Below are 23,453 nucleotides of genomic sequence, written 5' to 3'. Positions count from 1 at the left end.
GCCTCCGTGCTGAACCTCCGGTTGGACATAGATTTAACTTAAGAGTGATTTACGCAGAACAAAGATCATGCTCACCGTAAACAAGCCATTTAGGTAAATATGCGGCTTCTGGAATCGTCCAGCCATACTTATCGTATGCTAATGCAGCAAGACCAGTCAGTTTCAGAGAAACATTTCCTTTTGGCGAATAGCGAACATCTTCATTCATGTAGAACTGGTAATGCGCCTCTAACGCATCCCTCAGTGCCTCTTGATAATGTGCCTCATCGCCATCGATAATGGCAACAAACACATTCACAAATGGAATAAACAAAGAGTGTACATATGGCACTCTGGTTGATTCTAAGTATTGCGGAGAAGATTTCTCCATCACAGTTTGCAATAACTCAGGTAACGCTGATGAATTGCTAAATACACCGTTAACGAACTCGACTAGCGCAACATTAAACGGCGTCTTTATAGAAACTAACGACTCATCCATGATGGTCATCAGCTCTACGCAGCGCCAATCTCTCGCTGCCATTGCTAAACAGATTTCATCCAACCAAGCATCCATTGTTCCTTCTGCAACAGAACGGTTACCCACTTCCGAAAAGTGTCGGTGCCCAACGGAAAATTCAACCACTTGGTCTGAATGATTGGCCAGCAAGTACACGTTATTCAGTAACTCAAGCGCCCTTTTTATGTAAGCTGGCGAGGCCTGATGTTGTCCGAATTCGGAAGCGGTGAAGAATGCCTCAAGCGAATCCCAAGCATCGCCTTTCATTCTTTTAAGAGGTTGCTTATAAAAAGATTGTTTTTCATCAAGCATTCTTTCCCAGAAGCTGTAGAAATCTTCATCTTCTTCACGAAAAATACGCAATTTTCTTTCTTCAGGTATCTCTAAATAATGATTCTTCATTGGTTCCATCGTTCCCTAGCCTCTCATTATAAGTTGTTCTAATTTTTTGCCGTGATGATATTCATACTCAAAATCAAGCCGTGAATGATGCCGAAGTTGATTTATAAAATCAATTTATAATCAGTATGTTGTATCGAAAGTTAATGCTTAATTGAAATGAATCGAAAAGCCGAAAAACATTTGAAATATAAGGCTACCGCACAAGCCGCGATGGGTAAGCCAGAACGTACCTGTCCATAAACAGTGGACGACGAACACTGACTTTGTGGAGTAAAGATAGACAGATATTCACCATTGTGTTCGCCTTTCTTTTTCTGTCGCTTTCGATAATACTCTTGCGCAATATTACTCAGCTGGAAAATTTTATGCCTCAAGCAAACTCTGTGGTCGTACTCGACTTTGAAACCACAGGTCTCTCTCCTACTTTAGGTGATCGCGCAATAGAAATTGGTGCAGTAAAGTTAGTCAATGGCGAGGTTGTCGATAGTTTTCAGCAACTCATGAATCCCGGTTTCAGAGTGAGTTCTTTCATTGAGAACTACACCGGCATTACCAACAATATGTTGCGATCGGCACCAAGCTGCGAAGAGGTAATGGCGTCATTTAGTGAGTTCATTGCAGGCGAAAACCTTATCGCTCACAACGCGTCCTTCGATAAACGATTTTTAGATGCGGAGCTTGAACGAATCAACTGTGGTTATTCGGGTGAGTTTGCTTGCTCCTTACTAGTGGCAAGACGGCTCATTCAAGAAGCCCCATCACATAAGCTAGGTGAACTTGTTCGCTATAAAAATATCGACAACGACGGTGTTTTCCACCGAGCACTAGCCGATGCGCAAATGACAGCCAAGCTTTGGCTCTTAATGGTCGAAGGGATAGAAAACTCAGGCGTCGAAAAACCAAGTTTTCAGTTGATGCAAACGGTCAGTAAAACAGCCAAAGGAAAAGTCGACCTGCTACTCGCCAAAAGCCGTGCGTAACCCCCTCCGAACTAAAAGCTGATTCTAGTCTCTTCGACGTTTAAGTGATTTTCGATATACATGCGATATTGGCTATATCTGTCAATATCGCAGTGCTTCTTATTCAAAACAAAGATCGCCTGGGTCACTCTATCCTCCAAAACTTCTAAAAAAATCGTGAATTATGTCTCACCGATTTAGATACTCGCTATAGTCACTCGAGACAATACGCAACAATTCGAGGTGTATTCACTGACTACTGATTTGTAAGCGATGATCAACAATGTTTTTCTGTTCTTAGAACAGTTTGCAGCTTTACTCATACTCGTACTGATTTCTGTTTTTGCTGTTGGCTTTTTATTTTTTGGTAAGGAAGCTCAAGAGTTTACACCAAGCATAAAAGGACGTATTACGAAGAACGATACCCCCATAAAGAATGCAAATGTAGTACTTACCATTCGGTCAGAAAATCGTTCTTTCGAACGTAGCTTCACCACGAATACAAATGGGGAATTCAAGTTTGATCCTGTTTTCAGAAAAAGGAATAAAGTTCTAAGTATTTTCGACGGTCTATTTCAAACAATATGCAGTGTAGAAGTGACCACAACCGTTGCCAATCAAAAGGTTGTTATTTGGAAAGGAGTTTTCAGGCATCATGTCATCGGTATGAAGGAAAGAGTAAATATGTCTAATTTAAACTGCGAAGCCACCAACCCCATCAGAAAGTTTGAATTTCAATCCCATGGGGATTCCGTAAGTAGTCAATGTGACTTAAGTGATTACTTAAAAGTAAACAGATAGAGTAATGTTTACTCTATCAAACTCCTCAACTTCCTAATCCGAAAGCGGTAGTTCGCTGGTCTCACCAACCAAACTGGCTTACTATGCCAGGTACCTAAAACGCTTTGTGAGTCACTCATGAGCAGAAAAAATAACAAAAATCTCAGCATTCTTCTTAAACTCAGCACCTTTATTGCACCTTATAAATGGCGGGTTGCGGCAGCCTTGGTTGCCCTTGTCGCGACAGCAAGTTTGACGTTATCCGTTGGCTATGGAGTGCGCATTCTTATCGACCAAGGCTTTGCTCAGCAATCATTGCAAGAGCTCACCAATGCGATTCAGTTTATTGTCGGTGTCACATTGTGTATTGCCATTGGGACTTTCTTTCGCTTTTACCTTGTCTCTGCCGTAGGTGAGCGCGTTAGTGCGGATATTCGCCTTGCGGTGTTTAATCATGTGATTACGCTGCATCCGAGCTATTTTGAGACCAACAGTAGCGGCGACATAATGTCGCGCCTGACTACCGATACCACATTGCTGCAAAGCATTATTGGTTCATCGTTCTCGATGGCGATGCGTAGCGCTTTGATGTGTTTTGGTGCCATCATTATGTTATTCGCTACCAACGTTAAGCTCACGCTGATTGTGCTTGCTTCTGTGCCTTTGGTTTTGGTGCCAATTTTGTTTTATGGACGACGCGTGCGTGCTCTCTCTCGCCAAAGTCAGGACTCAATGGCCGATGTCGGAAGCTACGCTGGAGAAGCGATAGAACATATTAAAACCGTGCAAAGTTTTAGCTCAGAGTCGCATGAACGAGCGGCTTTCGCTGTCGAGGTGGAAAAAGCTTATGAAGTAGGCAGACAGAGAGTAAAGCAGCGAGCGATCCTGATATCAGGCGTTATTGTGATTGTGTTCAGCGCGATTTCAGGCATGCTTTGGATAGGCGGCAGCGATGTGATTCACGGAAAAATGTCTGCGGGTGACCTAGCCGCATTTGTGTTTTATGCCATTATGGTTGCCTCATCGACTGCAACCATTTCCGAAGTCATGGGTGAATTGCAAAGAGCCGCAGGTGCTACCGAACGGCTGATTGAGATCCTTCAAGTAGCCAGTGATATTAAAGCGCCAAGCAACCATTTGCCTGTCCGTGCCGACATGCCTGCTGAGGTTAACTTTAATTCGGTGAGTTTCAACTACCCTTCTCGCCCAAATCAACCAGCTATCAAAGAGTTAAATCTAACTGCTGAACAAGGAAAAGTGTTGGCGTTGGTCGGCCCTTCTGGTGCCGGTAAAACAACACTATTCGAACTGCTGCAACGCTTTTATGATCCGCAAAAAGGGCAAGTGTTGTTTGGTGGTGAAGATATTCGACAGTTCGATCCAAACGAGCTTCGACGTCAAATGGCGCTCGTACCACAACAACCAGCGCTGTTTAGCCATGATGTTTTCCATAATATTCGCTACGGTAATCCTGAAGCGACGGATGAACAAGTTATCGAAGCCGCGAAAAAAGCCCATGCCCATGAGTTTATTGAGAAGCTTCCCGAAGGCTATCACAGCTTTTTAGGGGAGCGCGGCGTTAGGCTATCGGGCGGACAAAAGCAGCGCATTGCGATTGCTCGCGCGATTCTAAAAGATCCAAAAATCTTACTGCTAGACGAAGCTACCAGCGCCCTTGATAGTGAAAGTGAACATCACGTTCAGCAAGCACTTGAAGCTCTAATGAAAGGACGCACAACGCTGATTATTGCTCATCGTCTTTCGACTATCCAACATGCGGATAAAATTGCGGTGCTCGACAATGGCGAATTAGTCGATGCTGGTAACCACCAATCATTAATGCAAAGCTGTGAGTTGTATCAGCGACTTGTGGCATTGCAATTTAAGCACTTGGAGTAACGCCTAGTTAAGCGCTCAAAAATAAGCAAAGGCGGACCAAATAATTTAATAACAGGAGTTTAACGATGTTTTTGTGTCAGTCCAGCGAGCCCTTGCGAGACTAGGAATCTAATAGCTGCGCTCTGAGTGGTTAATGAGATATTTTAGACCATGAAGAGCTAGGATAGAAGATCCCACATCATGTCCCATCGTCGCTGTACAAGGTGACGAAATACAAAAGATGCCACTCGCAGTTAAACGAGCGGCATTAAACCAAGCAGCTCGCCTTTTAACAAAGGAATTCCAGTAACCAGCGTATTCTCCCTTCAACTAGAAACACTCGTTCACAACCACCATATAAAACCCAATCAACTTCATTTGTAACAATTCAGGTTTCAAAAATAGGAAATCATTACTGAAAAAGTTTACCGCGTTTTGTGTTGCTATCTATGGTTACAATATTCGAGACATCAATGCCTTTAAACCAAGCAACACAAAAGCGGCACCGATATGAACAGCGAAGCGAAACAACTATTTTCTTATCTATGTCAGCGATACGATGCGCTTTCTCAAGAGCTTGAGTCTCGCCCTTTTCCTGAATTTTCTGAGACTATTACTCATCCTCTTGGGCACTGTTTAGTCCGTTGCCCAGCAGGTAGCCAACGCTTTTCTATTGTAGCAGTCAACTTTGCACCCTCCGTTCGCGGGCAAGGCGTGCTTACTGCATTTATCGACTACATCAAAAGCAATCCTTACCACTACCAAGGTGTTGAGGTTGCAATCATTGAAAACAAGAACTTAGCTAAACGGCTTTTGTCTCTTGGCTGGAAGTACAAGTCCCTGTTTGGCAAGATTTTCTTCGCTAGCAAGCCGACCCTAGTAAAGGACTTTCAGTCTGCGTAATAGTTATTACGAAACCGCATCGACATCCAAAGTAAAACCATCACTCAAAATCCGTAAGCATGTTGAAAAAAACTTGGCGATCTTCTGCAGTACTTCCTCGATGAGCAGTGTATTCAACGTGCGCGTCTGCACTGGCTTTTGGGGATAGATTGATGCCCCATAACGCATTAATTTGGTTTGGTACGATGGAATAACGCATATCAACAATTCGCATTTCATTATTCGGATCCGTCGCTACAAAACCGTTTGAAAACCAACGGAAACGTTCGATGTCTTTTGCTTGTTGCGATTGCGGGTTTAGCCACGGAAATTGCTCTTTTATATTTAACTTTGGAGTTGATTCGCCAGGGTAAATTTTTATTGAACGCCCCACCCTTACGGCATCTACATAGTAGCTCTCTTCCGTTTCATAAATTAGTTTCCAAACCAAAAGATTGCTGAAACTTGGTTTGGCTTTTAATTGTATAGCGTTGTGTTGTCGCTCTTTGACGATTTCCCAACCAGCTACTTCTGCTCTATCTCGTTGTATCGTTCCAAGACTTAGGTAAGCCAGGCACCATAAAAATGCAATGCGGGCATAGTTTGGGCTTCGCTTCAGTGCAACAAACAAAAGCAATATTAAAATAGGGAGTGTGAACGCGGGGTCGATTACCGAAATAGTGTTCCAAGCATAACGCGTGTTGCTTATCGGCCATAGAAGCTGTGTTCCATAACTGGTGCATGCGTCTAATAACGCATGGGTACTATAACCAAGCGCGCAGTAAAACCAACTCTGCCGGAAGCATAGTCCTCGCTTCTTTACGAACAACGGATACAACAACAAAGCACAAATGAAACTACCAAACGGGATAAACAAGAGCGAGTGAGTAAATTGGCGATGGTATTCCAAATACAGCAAAGGATCAGTTGAAGAACGGATGAGCACATCTAAATCCGGAGCCATCCCAGAGACCACGCCCAACACGCCAACAACTGCAAGGTTTCGCTTGTTGCTCACGGCCAGTGGCAAAGCTGCACCCAATAAACCTTGCGTTAACGGATCCATCGTTCACTTCCTTTAGATAGATGAAGCTCAGCTGGAAAGCGTACACGCTCAATAGTCGGTTCCAATTTAAAAACCAGAAGGTTCTTCGACATAAATTATCCGCATTTAAGTGGAAAACAATACACGACTTAGTCATGCATTTGCTTGTTTAGCAACAAACACCTTGATTTAGTGTAAGAAGGAATCACGCCGTTCGCTAGTGAACGAACAAATCTGAGTCTAGGCTTGTTTGGTATTTCAAACCCGAAGGTTTATCTGACGCGAAAAAACAAGGCGATCCAAATGGCTCGCCTTGTTTCTAATTTACTGAACGATAAACGACAGGTGTTTAGTCTTGAGGATTCTCTTTCGCGTTGATTTCAGCGTAAGTGTGCAGCAGATCCGTCAATGTTTTTACCCACGCAAAAACATCCGAAGGTGCATTTTCGATTAGTTTTTCCACTAGAGCACAGTGTGTTTCTAGCGTGATGGCCTCTTCCAAACGGAATGAGATCGCGTAGAAATGCCAAAGCACCAATCGCGTCATTCGCTCGCTATTTTGCTTTGCGTTGTCTGAGTCATCAAACGCTTGTTGAATTTCACTCAGTGCGATTGCTGTCATGCGTAGCATTGCATCAAGACGTGCAGACAACATGCGGTCTTCACTATCCACTTCTTCTTGATCAAAGGTGAACAGATCATTCATCACGTCTTCTGGCACCATTTTACTGATCATACGAGCACTAAACTCTTCCAGCTCATGGCGAGGCATAGTTACAAGACAATCGAAGGTGTAATCACGAAGCATAAAATCACTCTAGGTTAGAAATCAATTTCAGCCTCGCATTCTAAATATTGAAATTTCAATTGCCAGTGTTAATTTCTATCCATCTACGAAAAACTACAAAACACCGTTGATTGCAATACCAACACCAATCCGCTGCTGATTATGATCATAGTCGATCAAGCTCTTACCATAACCCGCTGAGTATTGTGCGTACCCCTGAACTTTGCCCCAAATCGGAAATGACACTCCCAGTTCTGCAAAACCCTTATGTGTTTGAAAGTTCTGGCGACCTAAAAAGGTAAACTCGTAACCATTCCACTTGTAAGCACTCGATAGCTCAAAGTGTCCCATATAGTCTTCGATATCCGGGTTATCATCACCTTTGGGATCATTAGGCGATGTCTTTTCATCTTCAGGTATACGCCACCAAGGCTGGATAGAAACCGCAAAATTGTCTTTTGCAAAGGTTACGTTGGCATAGACACGGTTCCAACTGCGCGATAGCTCCTGTCTCTGACCGTTAGACTCATGTTCAATACCAAAACCTAACCAAGTCGAACCATCAAGTGGTTTCCAGTCAGTTGGGGTGTAGTAAAAAAGCTCTGGACGATAATTGGTTTCACGGAATGGACGAGATGCTGCACCCGTATATACCTGCCAAAATGATTTAAGAGTCATTCCAAAAAACAGACCATCGCCATCAAACAACAAGTCATCATAGTTCATTGGTACTTTAAAACTGATTTGGAACTCCGCCTCTTCCTTACGCAGTTCATCGCCGTATTTGGTGTCGGCATACGCGCGTTTATTTACACGATCACTGTATGTAAACGGAAGAATATAGTTAACGCGATGCGCGACCAGACTAAACGGTTCGAACGCGTTTTCTCGTTCTGATTCCAAACGCTTGTCGACCAAACTTTCCTGAAGTTCTTCAGGCTCTTCAATTTCTGGATCAGCGGGCACTGTGCTGGTTACTGTGTCAAGCTCACACTGCGCGCGAATGCTCTTTATGGTTTCTTCACCTTTGCTTTGCTTTATTTTGTCTAGCAAACATAAATCATAAGCACTGGCTGTTTCTCCCATCGCAACTGGCGCTGCCAATAAACTCAGTATTGATATCCCTGCCACTTTTGAAGCCATCTGAAACCCTTAATATTCTTTATGTCAAACCAGATAATTTTAGTTTTTCTTGGTAAACCGCTTGCCATTCTGACGTTAAGGCAATGTTAAATGTCCGCCGACTTTACGTCTTGGATAAATGCAACAGACTTTAGACATATCGGTCAACTATGATCAAAGCGCAAAAAACAACCAAGAGTTGAGCATCATAGATAAAAACCACTCGTTTGCATGATGCTCATGTTCTCTATGCAAAATACTGGCTCGTAACTTTGATTGCAAACCCGGCTATGAATAAACCCAAACCAAAACCCAAATGCGCCAATGTGCTAAGAAAACGGGCTTTCCAAGGTGTTGGGGTTTTACTCGCAGCAAAACCAAATCCTAGACAAGGTTGAATGACCAAAAATGGGAAGATCAACGTTACCACGCCTGTAATTAAGCTGGGCATTAGACTGGGCTCTACCAACCAATGATGACCAAAAACAGTAACGTGAGCCAAAGCGAAAGTAACGCCGATGGCATAATGCAAAAACCAGCCAAGTGACTTTTCTCCCGGCATCGCCTCTGACGCCATAATTGGCGCATGCATAAACTTTCCTTGGGGCATGTACAAAACCCAGCGCGCAACCAACGCATAGTTTAATGAAGGAATACCAAACACTCTCCTTTGTAACCATGCCCATAAATCCATTATCAAAGTGGCACCAATCCCTATTAGCACCGCTTGCAATCCCATTAAAAGCAGCATTTTTCTCTCCTCAAGTTTTTGATTTGTTAAGGTCTTAGTTGCATGCTACAACTTAAAGCCAACTTGAAGTCAATGGGGAATAATATGGATATTGCAGAAGTGGTTAGAAAATCAGGATTGCCGACTTCAACGCTCAGGTATTACGAACAGCTGGGGTTAATTCGCTCGATAGGAAGGAATGGATTGAGACGCCAATATTCACCAGAGGTACTCAATACACTCAATTTAATTAGTTTGGGGCGTATCGCTGGAATATCGCTTAACGAAATGGCAGAAATGTTGAATCAATCAGAAGTTTCAAAGCCATATATCGATCGTGACTTACTAACGAAAAAGGCACTTGAGATTGATGAGCAAATAAAACGTTTGAAAGCGGTGCGAGACAGCCTAAACCATGTTGCCACCTGCCCTCATGAGTCACATATGGACTGTTCTTCATTTCAAAGGCTTATGAAGGTCGTAAAGCGTTATGTCCCCCAAAAACAGAGATAAACCGCTCTCACTACCTTCCTATTCTTGATTTAAAAGGAAGTAACTCGACATGGAGGGTTACTTCCTCTCATATTACTTAGCTTTCGCTTTTACGTACTTCTTCACTTTTTTCATCGCCATTTTTTGCTTCAGCGGTGAAAGGTAATCAATGAACAAGTTACCAGATAGGTGATCAATTTCGTGCTGCATCACAATCGCCAAGAACTCATCGCTCTCGATTGTAATCGGGTTGCCATCACGGTCTAGTGCAGAAACAACAACTGACGTGTAACGCTCTACATCTGCGTAGTACTCAGGAACAGAGAGACATCCCTCTTGACCAAGTGCTTTGTTTTCTCCGCTCACCACTTCTGGGTTAACCAAGATTAAAGGGTCATTGCGTTCGTCAGAGATATCGATGACAACAACCGCCTCTTTTCTGCCTACTTGGGTTGAAGCTAAACCGATACCATTGCCCGTTGCGTAAAGTGTTTCTAGCATATCGTCTATCAGCGTTTGTAGTGTCGATACATCAGTGACTTTTTCTGCTTTTACTTTAAGCCTTGGGTCTGGAATGGAGAGAATTTCGAGGACTGCCATACTTACCTTTCATATCTATAAATCGTAATTCGTGGCGAATTATACACACGTTTCTCGATACATAAACCTGCTAAGCTATCTTGCGCACAAGGCATAAACCATTAACTCAAACTACAACACAATCAATGGGTTTGCCTTTTAGACAAAAAATCCTACAAACAGGAAACTAAAACGCCAGCACATTATGGCTGGCGTCTTGTCATGATCCTAATTGAATCGTTTGTTGTATTTTATCTACTGACTTTCCTTGGCTTTGAGTAATACTCTAATCGCCATTTTCTCACCACTTTTTAAAATTAAGTAGGCGATGCCAATCGTTATTAGCATTATGATAGCAATAAAAATACTTACCCCACCGAGCTCAGATAATAAATAAAACGGAGAAATATCTAACGACATTAAGATAAGAGAGAACACTACCAAACTTGCTAAAGTCCACAGTAAAACAGCATACCATCTTGTTTTTGATGGCATTACATCTCCAGTCTTGTAGCCGAAGTAATAACCAACACTCATGGCTGGGATTAACGTGCTAAGAAAGCCTGTACCACTCATTTCTATCCCAACAATATATTCAATGGCCAACAGCAATGCAGCCCAACAAACGGACGCCAGACACAACAGAGACGTAACAAGAAGTACCGATGGTGGCTGGTTTATTTCTGATTCTGAATAGTTATTTTTTAATTCCACTTTCATTTCTTTCCATTTATTTGAATAAAATAAGCGTTTTAGATCATGCTTCCGCTTGGACAACCTAGAGAAACAACACCACAAGAAATACAACTTGTAGCTTTTTAAATAGTTTTATTTTCATTTAACCTAGATTCCAACTAACTGTTATTTTTAAAATTAAACCCTCTCTCTCAAATGGTATATTCAATGAATTTACTCATAAGGGCCCAGTGCAACCATGTTAATACGTTCTATGTATCAGAAACAATTCATTTATTTCCAATGACACTAGTGAGATCATGCGACGTGATTGGAATCTCACTTAAGTTTTCATGGACCTATCACGCTGAAAATTGAAGTCTCTACCTGTCATAGAATAAAAAGCCGTCAAAACCAGTGGTTCTGACGGCTTTTTATTTTCTATTACACACTCGATTATTGTTGCAGCTTCGCTGTGGCTTCTACTGCTTTGTAGAAGTCCAGCACTCTCTGTTTGAGGTTCGATTAAAACCCTATAAAACATTAAGCCGCAATATTAATTGAGCTGTTCTATATAGCGATTCAGCTCTACCGCATATGTTTTTTGATCAATCGCAGTGTCACCTATTTCTTCATCTAGAAATCCAAGTAGCATTTGTGCACCACCTTCACCATTATTTAACGCTTGCGTCAAGTAATAGGCTGAAAGCACCTTATTTTCAGGTAAACCACAGCCATCATCATACAAACATGATCCTAAATAAAATTGTGCACTCGCCAACCCATCATCAGCAGCCTCTGAGATTAAAGAAAAGCCCCGCTTAACATCCATGACTTTTGGCTCTTTCAGAAGGATTATCCCTAAAAGCTCTTTACTATGAACATCATCCACTTCGATAGCTTTGATCAATAAAGACTTTGCTCCTTGCACATCACCTTGTTCATAAAATTTATTTGCTTCGCTGTACAACTGCTCTGGAGCTTCTCGGTTCTTAGTTAGGAGGCTTTCTGTCGTTTTAGTTGCCTCAAACTTTGACGTAGTATCGTTACATGCCGTAACAAGGAGCACTACTAATAAAACGTTAACAATTCTCATGTTATTCCCATGTGCATTTGATAAACAAGACTGCTGTCGAGTATGAATCGTCATACTGACCGCTTACAATTTGAAACTTTGTATTGATCGGAGCTTTAGCACTAGCTTCACACATATTGGCAATTTGACCACGAACATAAGCACTCGAATCAAAGTTATACTTGTCTTCTTGAGGAATTATACTTGCTAATGAAACTCTAGATAGTTGAGGAGCTTTCCCATATTCCCTTTCGACTTTCAAATACTTCACATTAACAATCAAAATGCAGCCAGATGATTCTAGATTTGCATTGTGTACTCGATTAGCTAGTACTCTAACGTTTTGTCGGATAATATCAAAGAGAAGCATAGCTCTGCCTTTCTGTAATACCATCCCTAAGGCCATGGCCCTTCCACTATTTGCTTTCATTGCAGTAGAAGCTAGAGTTGACGACTGTATTGGAGCTAGAGACGAAAATTTACGTGAAGGAATAACAGCTTTGTTTTTCCAGTGCATTCGATCGGTTAACATACCAGACTTAACCGCCATGTTGCGATCTATCTGTTCCTTAAGCTTTTGTAACCTTTTCTCACCTGTAATATCATTTGGAAGCTTACGTAATGGTCCCGCAAGAGAAGTATCTTTTATGGTATTAACGGGAATTTTCTCATTATCTAATTTGCTTCTTAGTTCGACACAAGAGCTAAATAGTTTGTCAGCTGGATACATGTAATTAATGTAGTTGATTGATAACGGCGTATCTCTCTCGTGCGTTAGTATAGAAATGTACATAATGATTCTCTCAAAACCATTATTATGAACAGGATTGCATAAAGTTCCAAGCTCTAAGTTGTCCTAGTTGTGAGATATACCCTAATCAATGAAAGTTAATTTATAGTTAGATATTTGTTAGAAACACTCAGCGGTCATTACAAATAAACATTCGTTAACTATATGTGTTGTCACCATTACATGTAAGATTATTAAAAATAAAGGCTAACCAGTTGGTTAGCCTTTATTGATATTACTGCTACAATTTTGCTTTGGCTTTTACGCGGACTTTAATTAACACATCACCATCGACCAACCTAAGGTCGAATATTGGTGAATGTCGCGGTGGTGACTCCATCACTTTGTGACGACAACGATTTTACGTCTGCGCTAAAGTAATATGGATTAAGTGGCATTTTATTCTCTGCTGGTCGCGCGTAGTAAAGCTTGGCAGGCTGTTTTGCCATTTGTTGCGCGTACAAATACCCGACCAACGCATGTTCAAACTGGTGGTAACCATTTCCCCAATGGAACGCTTTGGTTGATTTAGGGCTTAGACCGACGCCTCCATATTGATGATCCACCCATGCATCCATAAAAGTGGGTAACGTGTATTGAAGCGTTTCTTTCATCGAACCATCAACAAGGGAAACTGTCATTGCCGCTTGATCGAGCTCTGCCCATTCCCAAGACGAGCTATAGTGCTTGTATGATCTTGATTGCCAAGCAGGAATGCTCTCTTGCGTCCATTTACTCTGCCATTCTGGTGAGAAAAGCGCTTTGACTTGCTCAAAGTTTTGCTGGTATTGCGCTTGTTTAAGCGTGTGTTTCATTCCTTTGAAACCAAACTCTGTCCAATTGGAATTCTCCAACAACTGACCAGTGAGATACGTCATCCAATACGCTTTGATGGTGTGTCCAAAATCATTGTGTTTCGCATCTGGCATCATTACCGCTTTGTGGTGTATCGCGCCATAAAAACGCTGCTCTTTGACGGAATGGTAGTTATCTAGCATCACTTGCATCAGCCATTGCAGATCTTGCTTCCACTTGGCTTGCGCTGGTTCTGGTAAAAGTGGCGCCGTTAACAACAGGTAGCCATTAATTTGGTCAAGTTGAGCGACTAACTCTTGCTGCTTCTCACTTTCCCCATCACCATCTTTCAAAACCCACGCCAGACCGCGATCATCGCTTCGTCGGTATTGTTTAAATATAAACGCTTGCTGGTCGATAAGTGCTTGTTCAACCTTTGGATCTTGCGTTAAGTAGTAGTACATCGCCAAACCCACCAAGGCGTAAGCTTGGTCTTGAGAAGTTCGTTGTTGCCACTCCATCCCCGGTTTTCCACTACGCGTAAAGCTCACGAAGCCGCCGTTTTTCTCATCTTGTAGATGATCAATCAGGTAATAAGCCCCTTTCTTTGCCAGCTCTAATGCTTGCTTGTCACCCGTAAGATGAAAAAGTACGCCATAAGCGTAAGTTTGGCGCGATTTCATGCGGGTGTATTCTCGATCGAAGTGCGGGCTAATCCACCCTTTGTTTAATTCTTCACACGGCTTTTGTGGGTCGAGAATGACACCGTTATCACAACGAAAAGTCGGAAAATTCCCCGCAGGTTGTCCATGCGCGCTTTCCATCATCCAATATGGGGCTAGGCCATTCGTCACATGGTTTAACCAATCATCCCCCGAAGGCAGGCCTACATCAGCAAAGCTGCTCATGCTCGTCGTTGCGAGTAATAAGGTAAGATATTTAAAAGACATAACACTCAATTAAGTTATTGAACTTTATCCAGTATAAATAACTCCCTTTACGCATATTGTCGTCGTGGTCACAATCGCCTTACGCATTTGTTTGCATCAATCATCTTTCAGCCTTATTCGATGATTGAGCCGCGAATAAACGCTACTCTGTCTTCGACTGACATTTTGGGCACTTCGATCAATTGATAACCAAATTTGTGATAAGCGCTAGCCATCTGTTGATACGTAGCCACCGCTTCAGAAAAACCTTGCTTTCGCTCTTCGTCGTTGCTGAATATCGATGCCCAAGGTGGAAAAATGAATACTTGAGAATGATAACGAAGCATCTGGCAATGCGTGATGAGCTCATGCGAGACTGGAAGTTGTTCCAACTTACTGTAGCCATATACGTCCACAATACTGCGATCAAAAAACACGTCCCCTTGGTGGGCATTGAAAGCTCGGTAATTGCTCACTTCTGCCTTCATCATTTCGTCTCGAAAAGCTTGTTTGTCATTCCAAGGTAATGCTGAACCGTGATTGGCAACCTGCGTTTGTATTATTTGACGGCCGGTTTCTGGCGCTCAGATAAAGCCTTGTGTTTTTAGTTGTTCGATAACCGAGGTTTTTCCTGCACCGGGACCACCAGTGAATACGATGAGTTTATTCAAAATTGTTTCCTTATTTTTTTGTTTGAGTGAAGTAATGCGTGTACAGCCAAGAAAATTGGCATCATCTGGCGTTTGAAATTGGCATGGCATTTGGCACACCAGCGTTAAGCGAGATCGGCAATGGAAAGTTTTGGGGTAGAAATGAGCAGTGAAAAATATTGATGAAATGAAAGCTTAAACGGCGTGTTCAGCGGTTATGGAAAACGGAGGAATGCTGAGCGAAGCAAGCTCGCCCAAAATACTGGGTTGGGAAATGGTGCGATTGGTCCTGCTGGTTAACGCGTCAATTGGATATCTATATCAAGAAAATGGCACCTAAGCCTAAGAACGCAAAGAAACCGACGACGTCGGTAACGGTCGTCAATACTACCGAGCCAGCCACGGCGGGGTCAATGTTAAACTTCTTCAACGTGAATGGTATCAACGTACCCGATGCCGCGGCCGCCAAACTATTGAGGAAAATGGCACAGCAAATAATAAGTGCCAATGGCCAAGAGTCAAACACCATGTAAACGACACCCGCGATCACCAATCCCATAATTAAACCATTAATGGTGGCGATTTTTAATTCCTTATTCACCAATAGCTTCAAGTTACTTTGGTGCAAGTGGTTTAGTGCGATACCTCGAATGGCCACCGCTAAGGTTTGGCTACCCGCGATGCCGCCCATGCTCGCCACGACAGGCATTAAGATCGCAAGCGCAACGACTTGCTCGACCACATTATCAAAAAGCCCAATGATGGCGGAGGCTACGAAAGCGGTCAGCAAGTTAATCACTAGCCAAAGTGCTCTTAACCTTGTCGCCACGCTTAATGGTGTGAACAAATCTTCTTCGCTTCGTACGTTTTCTGCCACTACAGCTTGTAGGCTGAGTTCGCGCAACGTAATCGCGATGGTCGCCATCGACAAGACGCCCATAATTTTGCCACCAGCCATGATAGGAAACCAATGTGCTCCACCATCAATCGAGACTTGTTTGCTGACGCTTTGAATCGTTTGAATATCTTCTAGAATTGGCGTAACTACGGTCAAGTCGGTAAGTTTGATATGATTTTCGTGCAGCAACAGGGTTTGCGGCTCTATCGTACCAATCACACCACTTGCATCACGCACAATAATCAACCGCACTGGACTTTGCCCACGTTTTAGCAGCTCGGTTTTGATGCCTCCTACGCTGTTTTTAGGGTTTGCGACCAGAAAGTGAGGCTCGGCATAACGTCCAACTTTGTTGTCTTCATACGACAATGCTTGTTGGATATGCGCGACAGACTCTTCACTTTGATCAATAAGGTATTCATCTACAAATTCGGTCGGTAGAAAGTCCGCAAAGATGATCAGTTCAGAATCCGTTATGTACGCCAAGCGTTCATGTTGTAAGTCTTTATTGAGTGATTGATGAATGTGCTTGGCGGTGTCGTATCGGAGCAAATTTAGTACCGTCCAATACTTCTCAGGCGGCACTGCTTCTATGACACGCTTACGGTAAGCAATGTTGACCGATTCCAAAATGTTCGCAATCTGTGCTTCTTGATAGTCTTTCAAAAAGCTCAAGTCTTCGGTCGATTCTATCGCTTTAATGATCTCAGCAAGCAAATGTGGCACTTTGCGGTTAATTTGCAATTGGTTGGAATCTATCATTACTTTTACCTATAGCTTTCACTACCACATTCGCCGCATTGACGATATGTGCTATCCGAAGGCATGAATTCTTGATGTTAAAATTCTAGGCGATAGTTGACTTAATTGCGGAATTTATATTTCGCTCGCAGAAACAAAACGCCTCTGCATCAGTTCATGGTATAGACTTGAATGTGTGTCAGGCTCATTCGCCTTGTTTGATAATGGAGTAATCAATGGCACCTGTATTTTTTCTGACTCAGCAGGCCGCCTTACCAAGTCGTAAGGTGCTTCGTAAAGTGATTCAATTTTCGACAGCGTTGGCTCAGCCTATTGTGGTTTTAGTGGAAGACCATCGCCGAAGTGAAGATCACGCATTCGCTCATTTTCTCAGTTTCAACTCTGACCATATAGAAAAAAGACAAGCTGAGTTTGAAGCTTGGACCTTAAAGTTCAACGCATTAATTGTCGAACTTTGTGAAGAAGAAGAGCTTGAAACACCAACGCTCTCTTACGAGCATTTCAAAGGGAGCCATTGGGTTGAGCAAGTTGCGAAACGACTTGTTGACCACACTGACTTACTGCTCGTGGGACACTTTAACAAACACGAGATTCAAACGATGCTCACAGAACTAGCACAACAAGATTGCGACTTGTTGCTACTGAGTGAGCGGTCATGGCCTTCTCACGCCAACATGCTTTGTGCAATCGACCCACTTCATCGAGGGGATGAAAAGTCGATAGTAGATAAAGCCATCGTCTCGCGAGGCTCAAAATTAGAACAAACCTTAAGCGGGAAAATGACGCTCGTTTACTGCCGATACGTCGCACCATACCTCTCTCGCTATCGTGCAGAGATATTAAGCAATCAAAAAGCAGGCATTACAGATTTTATTAGTGCGCAAAAGTTAACGCGAGTTCCATTACTATTACCGGAAGGAAACCCTGAAACGGCGTTACCAAAAGCAGTTAAGCAATCACAAGCAGCGATTTTGATTATGGGGGCATGTAAACGAAGCATGTCATCTCAATTTTGGTCTGGCAGCACTGTAGACACGTTACTTGATCAACCACCTTGTGACCTACTGTTGGTCAACAGTTCCAAGGGCTGACTAGGTATTCCCTATTAACCAACCCTTTCAATACCAAGCGCAGTTATTGGCTCTTTACATCTTCTAACTGCGCGGCTTCATGCTCTGCGTTCAAGGCTTGTTTCTGCTGCTGTTTTATCTCATCCCAACTGCGTCCCGACTCAATCGCAGATACACGCTGATCGTATTTGTTGCAGGCTCTTTCGAGTACTTTCTCAGGATCTATGCCCTTTTCTCTTTCCAGCGCTTTTAATACGTTAAGATAGTTCCACAACACATCGCCTAACTCGTCTTCCAAATGACAAAGGCGATCCTCACGAATCTCTTCGCGGACTTCATCAACTTCTTTGCCAATGGCCTCCAGATAAGTCTCTACGCCTTTAAACCAAGTGTTGGTTTGGTCATATTGAGATTTTCTCGTCGCAATTGCATACAGCTCATCAAATTTCTTCATTGCCTCTCCGTAGAACACGTTTTTATTTATGCCTTTTTAGGACGAATAAACTTCCCTTTAGCCGTCACTCTAACTTCGCTTTCGACCCGCAATTGAGCCACCAGTTGATATATACCGCGTCGTTCACCTTCACAGTGTGCAGTAATCGTGACTCGATCATCTAACTGAATAGGTGCATGGTAGCGCACATCCAACTGCGCCGTAAGGGCTTGAATGTCTCTAGATAACAAACAATGCGTCATTGCACCATCGAGAAGCGAACTGGCAATACCACCATGCAACAGGTCTGTGTAACCTTGATGACGCGGTAAAACGTGAAACTCTCCGACAACAGAACCATCGGCTAGGTATTGGTAGTTCACGGCCAAAGAGTTCGGATTCACATTAATTGAAGAACAAACCGCACATTGATGATGAGATTCGTGAGTGTAATGACAATAGCTGTTTGTAGACATGATAGTTACTCGGTTTCTCAAAAGAGAAATTAGCATATGCCAACAATTAAAAAGAAACGGCGAGTAATCTTTGTTTGCATGTTGCAGGGCCAGCAACCTCGCTTTTCATAACACTAAATAATCATTTTAATAATTAACGATAATTTCCAGTTTATTTAGAGTGGCGATATGGTTTGCATAGTGATTACGCAACGTTATGAAAAGGCGACTTATGAAGCTTCTCCACACGATGATCCGTGTAGCTGACCTAGACAAATCTATCGAATTTTATACAAAAGTTCTGGGAATGAGTGTTTTGGATCGTTTTGAAAACCAAGAATACCGTTACTCACTGGTGTTTGTTGGTAACCCTGATCAACCAGATGGCGCGACCATCGAGCTAACTTATAACTGGGATACCGACAGTTACGACTTGGGTAACGCATTCGGACACATGGCACTGGGGTCTGAAGATATTTACGCCGCTTGCGAAAAAATTAAAGCGCTTGGTGGCAACGTTACTCGCGAGCCAGGTCCAATGAAAGGCGGAGAAACTCACATCGCGTTCATTAAAGATCCCGATGGTTACCAAATCGAACTCATCCAAACTCACAAATAACGAGGTTTCCTATGACAGACGCATTATTTCAACCCATTCAACTTGGCTCTCTCTCATTAAAAAACCGTATCGTTATGCCTCCGATGACGCGCTCTCGTGCTTCTCAACCAGGTAATATCGCTAACTACATGATGGCGACATACTATGCTCAACGTGCTGAAGCGGGCCTAATCGTTGCTGAAGGCACACAAATTTCGCCAATGGGTCAAGGCTATGCATGGACACCAGGCATTTACAGCCCAGAGCAAATTGCTGGTTGGAAAAAGGTAACTAATGCGGTGCACGAGAAAGGCGGCGTTATCTTCGCGCAATTGTGGCACGTTGGACGTGTGACTCACCCTGATAACATTGGCGGTGAGCAACCTATTTCTTCTTCTGCGCTAAAAGCAGAAAACGTGAAAGTATTTGTCGATAACGGCACAGACGAACCGGGTTTTGTCGACGTGGTTGAGCCACGTGAAATGACCAAACAAGACATCAAGAACGTTATTGAAGAGTACCGCCAAGCCGCACTAAACGCGATAGAAGCCGGATTCGATGGTATCGAGCTTCATGCAGCGAATGGCTACTTGGTTAACCAGTTTATCGATTCTGAAGCGAATAACCGCACCGATGAGTACGGTGGCTCCATTGAAAACCGTCTGCGTTTTCTTAGTGAAGTGGTAGAGGCGATGACGCAAGCTATTGGCGCAGAGCGTGTTGGTGTTCGTCTTGCACCATTCACTTCGTTAAATGGCACCGTTGATAGTACGCCAGTCGAAACCTACACCGCCGCTGCAGCGCTGCTTGATAAACTCAATGTGGTTTACATTCACATTGCAGAAGTGGATTGGGACGACGCGCCAGACACTCCGCACGACTTTAAAACCGCAGTTCGTGAGGCGTATAAAGGCACACTGATCTATGCCGGTCGTTACAACGCAGAAAAGGCGCAACACGCGATTGAAAGTGGTTTAGCCGACATGATTGGCTTTGGCCGTCCGTTTGTTGCAAACCCAGACTTACCAAGCCGCATCAAGCATGGCTATCCGCTGGCAGAACATGACCCTGCCACATTGTTCGGCGGCGGTGAAAAAGGCTTAGTGGACTACCCTGCGTACCACGCGGGTTAATTCATCTACGTAAAGCTGATTCGCAACTCGCGACAAACCAATAGCGAAACCAAAAGAACCTTGCTCTTCCCCCTGTAACGCCAAGATGCAGGGTTCTTTTTAGGCAAGCCATCAGAATTAACGTCTTTGACAAGATGTACAACCTCGACACGCAGAGCGCGTCTTTTTACTGAGCAAACTGCGTTGTACTTTACAGTAAGCATTCTTTAAAGCACGACGACCTGAAAACCAATCATCCGGTTTAGTGAGGATTAAGTAGCCGTGAAACCTCTTAACCAACTCGGTTCGATTGTTTTCGATAAATCGGCTATCAAACTCGATGTCGAAGTAATTCAAAGCCTCTTCGATACAAGTAAAGCTGGCAATTTTTTCCTGAATCGTATTCTCTGTCATCGTTTCTTTAGCGTAATCATTTTCAATGGAGTCTAAGTGCCTCGCGCTTTACGTTCTTTGATTTAGCGCTTCTTAAGATCATTCTTTATGGGTTTTCCATATTGAAATTCAATTTGGGAATTCGTTAACCCACCTAGCATTTTCATTTTGACAATCACTTTAAGGCACTGATTTAAATAAACATTATTTCTGGTTCATATCTTGCTCTACTTCATTAAACGGAATGTTGGAGCAACACGATATGACTTACAGAGCAGAAGTAGACGGATTAAGGGCGATTGCTGTCACGTTGGTGATTTTGTTTCATGCAGGAGTTGAGCAATTCGCTGGTGGCTTTATTGGCGTCGACGTGTTCTTTGTGATCAGCGGCTATTTGATCACTATCATCGTGATTAACGACTTAGAAAACCAGAAGTTCAGCCTTGGTGATTTTTATGAGCGACGCATTCGTCGCATACTCCCCCTCTTACTAGTGGTGATCGCCGTCAGCTATTTGATGTCTTGGTGGCTATTTTTGCCGCAAGCACACAAAGACGTTGGTCAATTTGCAGTGTCTTCCATTCTTTCCGCATCCAACATTCTTCTGTATTTAAAAGGCCACAATTACTTCGGTTTAGAAGATCAAGCCAACCCGCTGTTCCACACATGGAGCTTGGGCGTTGAAGAACAGTACTACATTGTCACTCCTTTGCTACTCATGCTACTCGCTCGTGGTAAAAACGCGTTTTACCTGACTTTTTTTATCACGGTATTTGTGCTGAGTTTGATGACTATTGTCTACGCGAGCAACGACCCTGATTTCGCCTTCTACATGATCTTCTCTCGCGCTTGGGAACTGGCAAGCGGTTCATTACTCGCATTAGTGATGAGAAAAGTCCAAGTTCAATCTAACGATACTCTAGCAACCATTGGCATCGTTTTGATATTGGCTTCCGCGCTTTTGTTTGAAAAATCGCAAGATGGCGCGGGCATTACGCTGCTGGTGCCGGTCATCGGTAGCGCGTTGGTGATTTTGTTTGCCTCTAAAGACAATGTCTGCGGTAGATTACTGAGCCTAAAGTGGGTCGTGTTCGTCGGCTTAATCAGCTACAGCTTATACTTGTGGCACATTCCATTATTTGTCTTTTACCGCTACGTGTTGGACACAACACAAGACATCAATATCCCACTTTACGTTGTCACTCTTTTTGTACTTTCTTACTTCACTTGGCGCTTTATTGAAAAGCCGTTCCGTAGCCGAAAAGCCATGAGCATGCGCACTGTGTCCGCGGTTATTGTGTTGTTGACGTTGCCCTTGCTAACGCTCGGCGTTATCGGTCATCAAAACGGTGGTTTTCCAGAAAGAAGCGCATTTTTCGAGGCCATGCGCGTTAACAACGGTTATGGTTTAGATTGCAACGGCAACACCAACGTTAACGATGTGTGCTCGTCTGCGCCGCAGCCCGCCATCGCTGTGTTAGGCAATAGTCACAGCATGGTTTACGTGAAGCGTCTATCCGAAGTAACACCAACTGGCGTGGTGCAACTTACTCAAGATTCCTGTGCGGTCGGTTATGTCGACATCCTAGAAGCTGCTGGCTCAATTTCTTGCCGACAGTTCTTCAATGAGGCTGTCGATACAATTCTAAGTACCCCTTCCATTCGTCGCGTTGTTATCTCTTCTAATTTCAATAAAGAGCTTTCACAAGCCGATTATGAAGCATCATTAACCAAATTATTGAATGAACTGAAAGGAAAGGAAGTGGTCGTTTTCGGTCCAACCCCTTCTGCACCGTTTGCGGTAGGAGAATGCCTTTGGAAAGCGCGTTTGTTTGGCGAGACAGAAGAGTCTGCCTGCGACTTTTCTCCCAAACAACATCACCCTCAAAACGTGGCGAAGTTAGTGAACTACTTTGAGCAATTTGAGCACGTTGAGTTTGTCGACTTGACCGATGCCATTTGCAGAAATGGCGTATGTCGAATGAGAGTTGGAGCAAACAATGCGATGTATACGGATGACAGCCATTTATCTTACAAAGGTGCTGAGTTGGTGCTTGGGCATTACCTCAACACTACAAATGAAGCGCAACAGTTCACTTACGATCGACAATAACCAAGGAAATAAACTTTTATGCTTCAGCGCTTATCTCAGGTAAGCGCTGAATGCTTTAAAGCAAGACAAAGCTAGGCGTCTATTTGAAAATGCGCGGATCAAACGCGAAATCGAGCTTTTCGGCTTTCTTGATGATCTCTTTCATTTTGGGATGATTTGGATTCACCACGTAGTTTTTATCACGAGGTGAAATCGTTGAAGGCACTTGCAGCGCGGCAAACTCTGGATGAGGATCATTGAGAAACTGATCACCAATGTACTGCGTAGACTCGCTCGCCGGTATTGCTCGCCACGTCACAGGGAGATCTTCTTCATCTAAGGTGGCGATGAGGTATTCTGGCATTTCAATACGATATAAATCGTAAAGTTTGGTGATAGCAGGATCGTTGTTTACGTGAACAAATACTTCCAACGAGCAAAGGGATTCCGATTCAGAGAAGTAGAGGGCTTCGGTTCCTTTTGAGTTCCATCGCCCTCCAAACAACTTTGCGCCAACGGGGCTGAATGGCGTGTCAGCAAATTTCTTTTGTGTGAGACGATAGAGCTTCAT

24 protein-coding genes and 1 pseudogene are annotated in these 23,453 nt (G+C 43.3%); 9 read left to right on the top strand and 16 right to left on the bottom strand.

Annotated elements, in window-relative coordinates:
• Positions 1-49 precede the first annotated feature (49 nt).
• The gene (locus IJ23_RS13450; RefSeq protein ID WP_033906519.1) at positions 50-910 is read right to left on the bottom strand and encodes an immunity 49 family protein; all 861 of its coding nucleotides are present in this window, start codon (positions 908-910) and stop codon (positions 50-52) included.
• A 356-nt stretch (positions 911-1,266) separates the two neighbouring features.
• Here IJ23_RS13450 and IJ23_RS13445 point away from each other — a divergent pair, with 356 nt between their 5' ends.
• The 4 genes from IJ23_RS13445 (at position 1,267) to IJ23_RS13430 (ending at position 5,421) form a co-directional block, all read left to right on the top strand.
• Entirely contained in the window at positions 1,267-1,881 is a 615-nt protein-coding gene (locus tag IJ23_RS13445; protein WP_005376459.1) for a 3'-5' exonuclease, read from the top strand.
• A 252-nt stretch (positions 1,882-2,133) separates the two neighbouring features.
• A complete protein-coding gene (locus tag IJ23_RS13440) occupies positions 2,134-2,661 on the top strand; it encodes a DUF6795 domain-containing protein (protein ID WP_033906518.1) in 528 nt (175 codons plus the stop codon).
• A gap of 117 nt (positions 2,662-2,778) precedes the next feature.
• The gene (locus IJ23_RS13435) at positions 2,779-4,539 is read left to right on the top strand and encodes an ABC transporter ATP-binding protein/permease (protein ID WP_033906517.1); all 1,761 of its coding nucleotides are present in this window, start codon (positions 2,779-2,781) and stop codon (positions 4,537-4,539) included.
• A gap of 489 nt (positions 4,540-5,028) precedes the next feature.
• Entirely contained in the window at positions 5,029-5,421 is a 393-nt protein-coding gene (locus IJ23_RS13430; RefSeq protein WP_005376463.1) for a hypothetical protein, read from the top strand.
• A 40-nt stretch (positions 5,422-5,461) separates the two neighbouring features.
• On the opposite strand, the gene IJ23_RS13425 is transcribed toward IJ23_RS13430, so the two are convergent.
• The 4 genes from IJ23_RS13425 to IJ23_RS13410 all read right to left on the bottom strand — a co-directional run bounded on the left by IJ23_RS13425 (position 5,462) and on the right by IJ23_RS13410 (position 9,105).
• A complete protein-coding gene (locus tag IJ23_RS13425; protein ID WP_033906516.1) occupies positions 5,462-6,466 on the bottom strand; it encodes a metal-dependent hydrolase in 1,005 nt (334 codons plus the stop codon).
• A 328-nt stretch (positions 6,467-6,794) separates the two neighbouring features.
• A complete protein-coding gene (locus IJ23_RS13420; RefSeq protein WP_033906515.1) occupies positions 6,795-7,253 on the bottom strand; it encodes a hypothetical protein in 459 nt (152 codons plus the stop codon).
• 93 nt (positions 7,254-7,346) lie between these two features.
• On the bottom strand, positions 7,347-8,375 hold the full coding sequence (locus tag IJ23_RS13415) for a phospholipase A (RefSeq protein WP_005376466.1): 1,029 nt from the start codon (positions 8,373-8,375) through the stop codon (positions 7,347-7,349).
• Positions 8,376-8,601: 226 nt separating this feature from the next.
• On the bottom strand, positions 8,602-9,105 hold the full coding sequence (locus IJ23_RS13410) for a DUF2938 domain-containing protein (protein WP_033906514.1): 504 nt from the start codon (positions 9,103-9,105) through the stop codon (positions 8,602-8,604).
• 84 nt (positions 9,106-9,189) lie between these two features.
• Here IJ23_RS13410 and IJ23_RS13405 point away from each other — a divergent pair, with 84 nt between their 5' ends.
• Positions 9,190-9,597 (top strand): helix-turn-helix domain-containing protein, encoded by a 408-nt coding sequence (locus tag IJ23_RS13405; RefSeq protein WP_021707542.1) that lies wholly within the window; start codon positions 9,190-9,192, stop codon positions 9,595-9,597.
• 72 nt (positions 9,598-9,669) lie between these two features.
• Here the strand turns inward: IJ23_RS13405 and def are convergent, their stop codons facing one another.
• The 7 genes and pseudogenes from def to IJ23_RS13370 all read right to left on the bottom strand — a co-directional run bounded on the left by def (position 9,670) and on the right by IJ23_RS13370 (position 16,729).
• Complete coding sequence (gene def, locus IJ23_RS13400; protein ID WP_033906512.1) at positions 9,670-10,176, bottom strand: peptide deformylase; 507 nt, start codon at positions 10,174-10,176, stop codon at positions 9,670-9,672.
• 234 nt (positions 10,177-10,410) lie between these two features.
• Positions 10,411-10,875 carry an ABZJ_00895 family protein gene (locus tag IJ23_RS13395; RefSeq protein ID WP_017635325.1) on the bottom strand — a complete coding sequence of 155 codons (465 nt, stop codon included), beginning with the start codon at positions 10,873-10,875 and terminating at the stop codon, positions 10,411-10,413.
• A 511-nt stretch (positions 10,876-11,386) separates the two neighbouring features.
• Entirely contained in the window at positions 11,387-11,926 is a 540-nt protein-coding gene (locus IJ23_RS13390; protein WP_033906511.1) for a tetratricopeptide repeat protein, read from the bottom strand.
• Between the two features lies 1 nt (position 11,927).
• Positions 11,928-12,698 (bottom strand): hypothetical protein, encoded by a 771-nt coding sequence (locus IJ23_RS13385; protein WP_033906510.1) that lies wholly within the window; start codon positions 12,696-12,698, stop codon positions 11,928-11,930.
• A 296-nt stretch (positions 12,699-12,994) separates the two neighbouring features.
• Positions 12,995-14,440, bottom strand: coding sequence for an N-acylglucosamine 2-epimerase (locus IJ23_RS13380; protein WP_033906509.1), 1,446 nt, complete (start codon positions 14,438-14,440; stop codon positions 12,995-12,997).
• A 113-nt stretch (positions 14,441-14,553) separates the two neighbouring features.
• Positions 14,554-15,090: pseudogene (locus tag IJ23_RS13375) on the bottom strand (AAA family ATPase).
• 295 nt (positions 15,091-15,385) lie between these two features.
• Entirely contained in the window at positions 15,386-16,729 is a 1,344-nt protein-coding gene (locus IJ23_RS13370) for a magnesium transporter (protein WP_033906508.1), read from the bottom strand.
• A gap of 215 nt (positions 16,730-16,944) precedes the next feature.
• Here IJ23_RS13370 and IJ23_RS13365 point away from each other — a divergent pair, with 215 nt between their 5' ends.
• The gene (locus IJ23_RS13365; RefSeq protein ID WP_025767825.1) at positions 16,945-17,820 is read left to right on the top strand and encodes a universal stress protein; all 876 of its coding nucleotides are present in this window, start codon (positions 16,945-16,947) and stop codon (positions 17,818-17,820) included.
• Between the two features lie 43 nt (positions 17,821-17,863).
• Here IJ23_RS13365 and IJ23_RS13360 read toward each other — a convergent pair whose 3' ends face one another.
• Positions 17,864-18,253, bottom strand: a complete 390-nt coding sequence (locus tag IJ23_RS13360) for a MazG nucleotide pyrophosphohydrolase domain-containing protein (protein WP_005376487.1) — start codon at positions 18,251-18,253, stop codon at positions 17,864-17,866.
• A gap of 26 nt (positions 18,254-18,279) precedes the next feature.
• Positions 18,280-18,708, bottom strand: a complete 429-nt coding sequence (locus tag IJ23_RS13355; RefSeq protein ID WP_031781242.1) for a PaaI family thioesterase — start codon at positions 18,706-18,708, stop codon at positions 18,280-18,282.
• A 211-nt stretch (positions 18,709-18,919) separates the two neighbouring features.
• Between IJ23_RS13355 and gloA the strand changes: the two genes are divergently transcribed.
• Together gloA and IJ23_RS13345 are read left to right on the top strand one after the other, a co-directional pair.
• Positions 18,920-19,306: a lactoylglutathione lyase gene (gene gloA / locus IJ23_RS13350; protein ID WP_033906507.1), complete on the top strand. Its 387-nt coding sequence runs from the start codon at positions 18,920-18,922 to the stop codon at positions 19,304-19,306.
• An 11-nt stretch (positions 19,307-19,317) separates the two neighbouring features.
• On the top strand, positions 19,318-20,418 hold the full coding sequence (locus IJ23_RS13345) for an alkene reductase (RefSeq protein WP_033906506.1): 1,101 nt from the start codon (positions 19,318-19,320) through the stop codon (positions 20,416-20,418).
• 117 nt (positions 20,419-20,535) lie between these two features.
• Here the strand turns inward: IJ23_RS13345 and IJ23_RS13340 are convergent, their stop codons facing one another.
• Complete coding sequence (locus tag IJ23_RS13340) at positions 20,536-20,811, bottom strand: nitrogenase-stabilizing/protective protein NifW (RefSeq protein ID WP_033906505.1); 276 nt, start codon at positions 20,809-20,811, stop codon at positions 20,536-20,538.
• Positions 20,812-21,052: 241 nt separating this feature from the next.
• Here IJ23_RS13340 and IJ23_RS13335 point away from each other — a divergent pair, with 241 nt between their 5' ends.
• Entirely contained in the window at positions 21,053-22,903 is a 1,851-nt protein-coding gene (locus tag IJ23_RS13335) for an acyltransferase family protein (RefSeq protein ID WP_033906504.1), read from the top strand.
• A gap of 79 nt (positions 22,904-22,982) precedes the next feature.
• On the opposite strand, the gene IJ23_RS13330 is transcribed toward IJ23_RS13335, so the two are convergent.
• Complete coding sequence (locus tag IJ23_RS13330) at positions 22,983-23,453, bottom strand: RES family NAD+ phosphorylase (protein WP_005376497.1); 471 nt, start codon at positions 23,451-23,453, stop codon at positions 22,983-22,985.

This window comes from Vibrio sp. OY15, assembly GCF_000742455.1.
Taxonomy (GTDB): Bacteria; Pseudomonadota; Gammaproteobacteria; order Enterobacterales; family Vibrionaceae; genus Vibrio; species Vibrio alginolyticus.
This window is presented reverse-complemented; position numbering and strand designations above follow the sequence as displayed.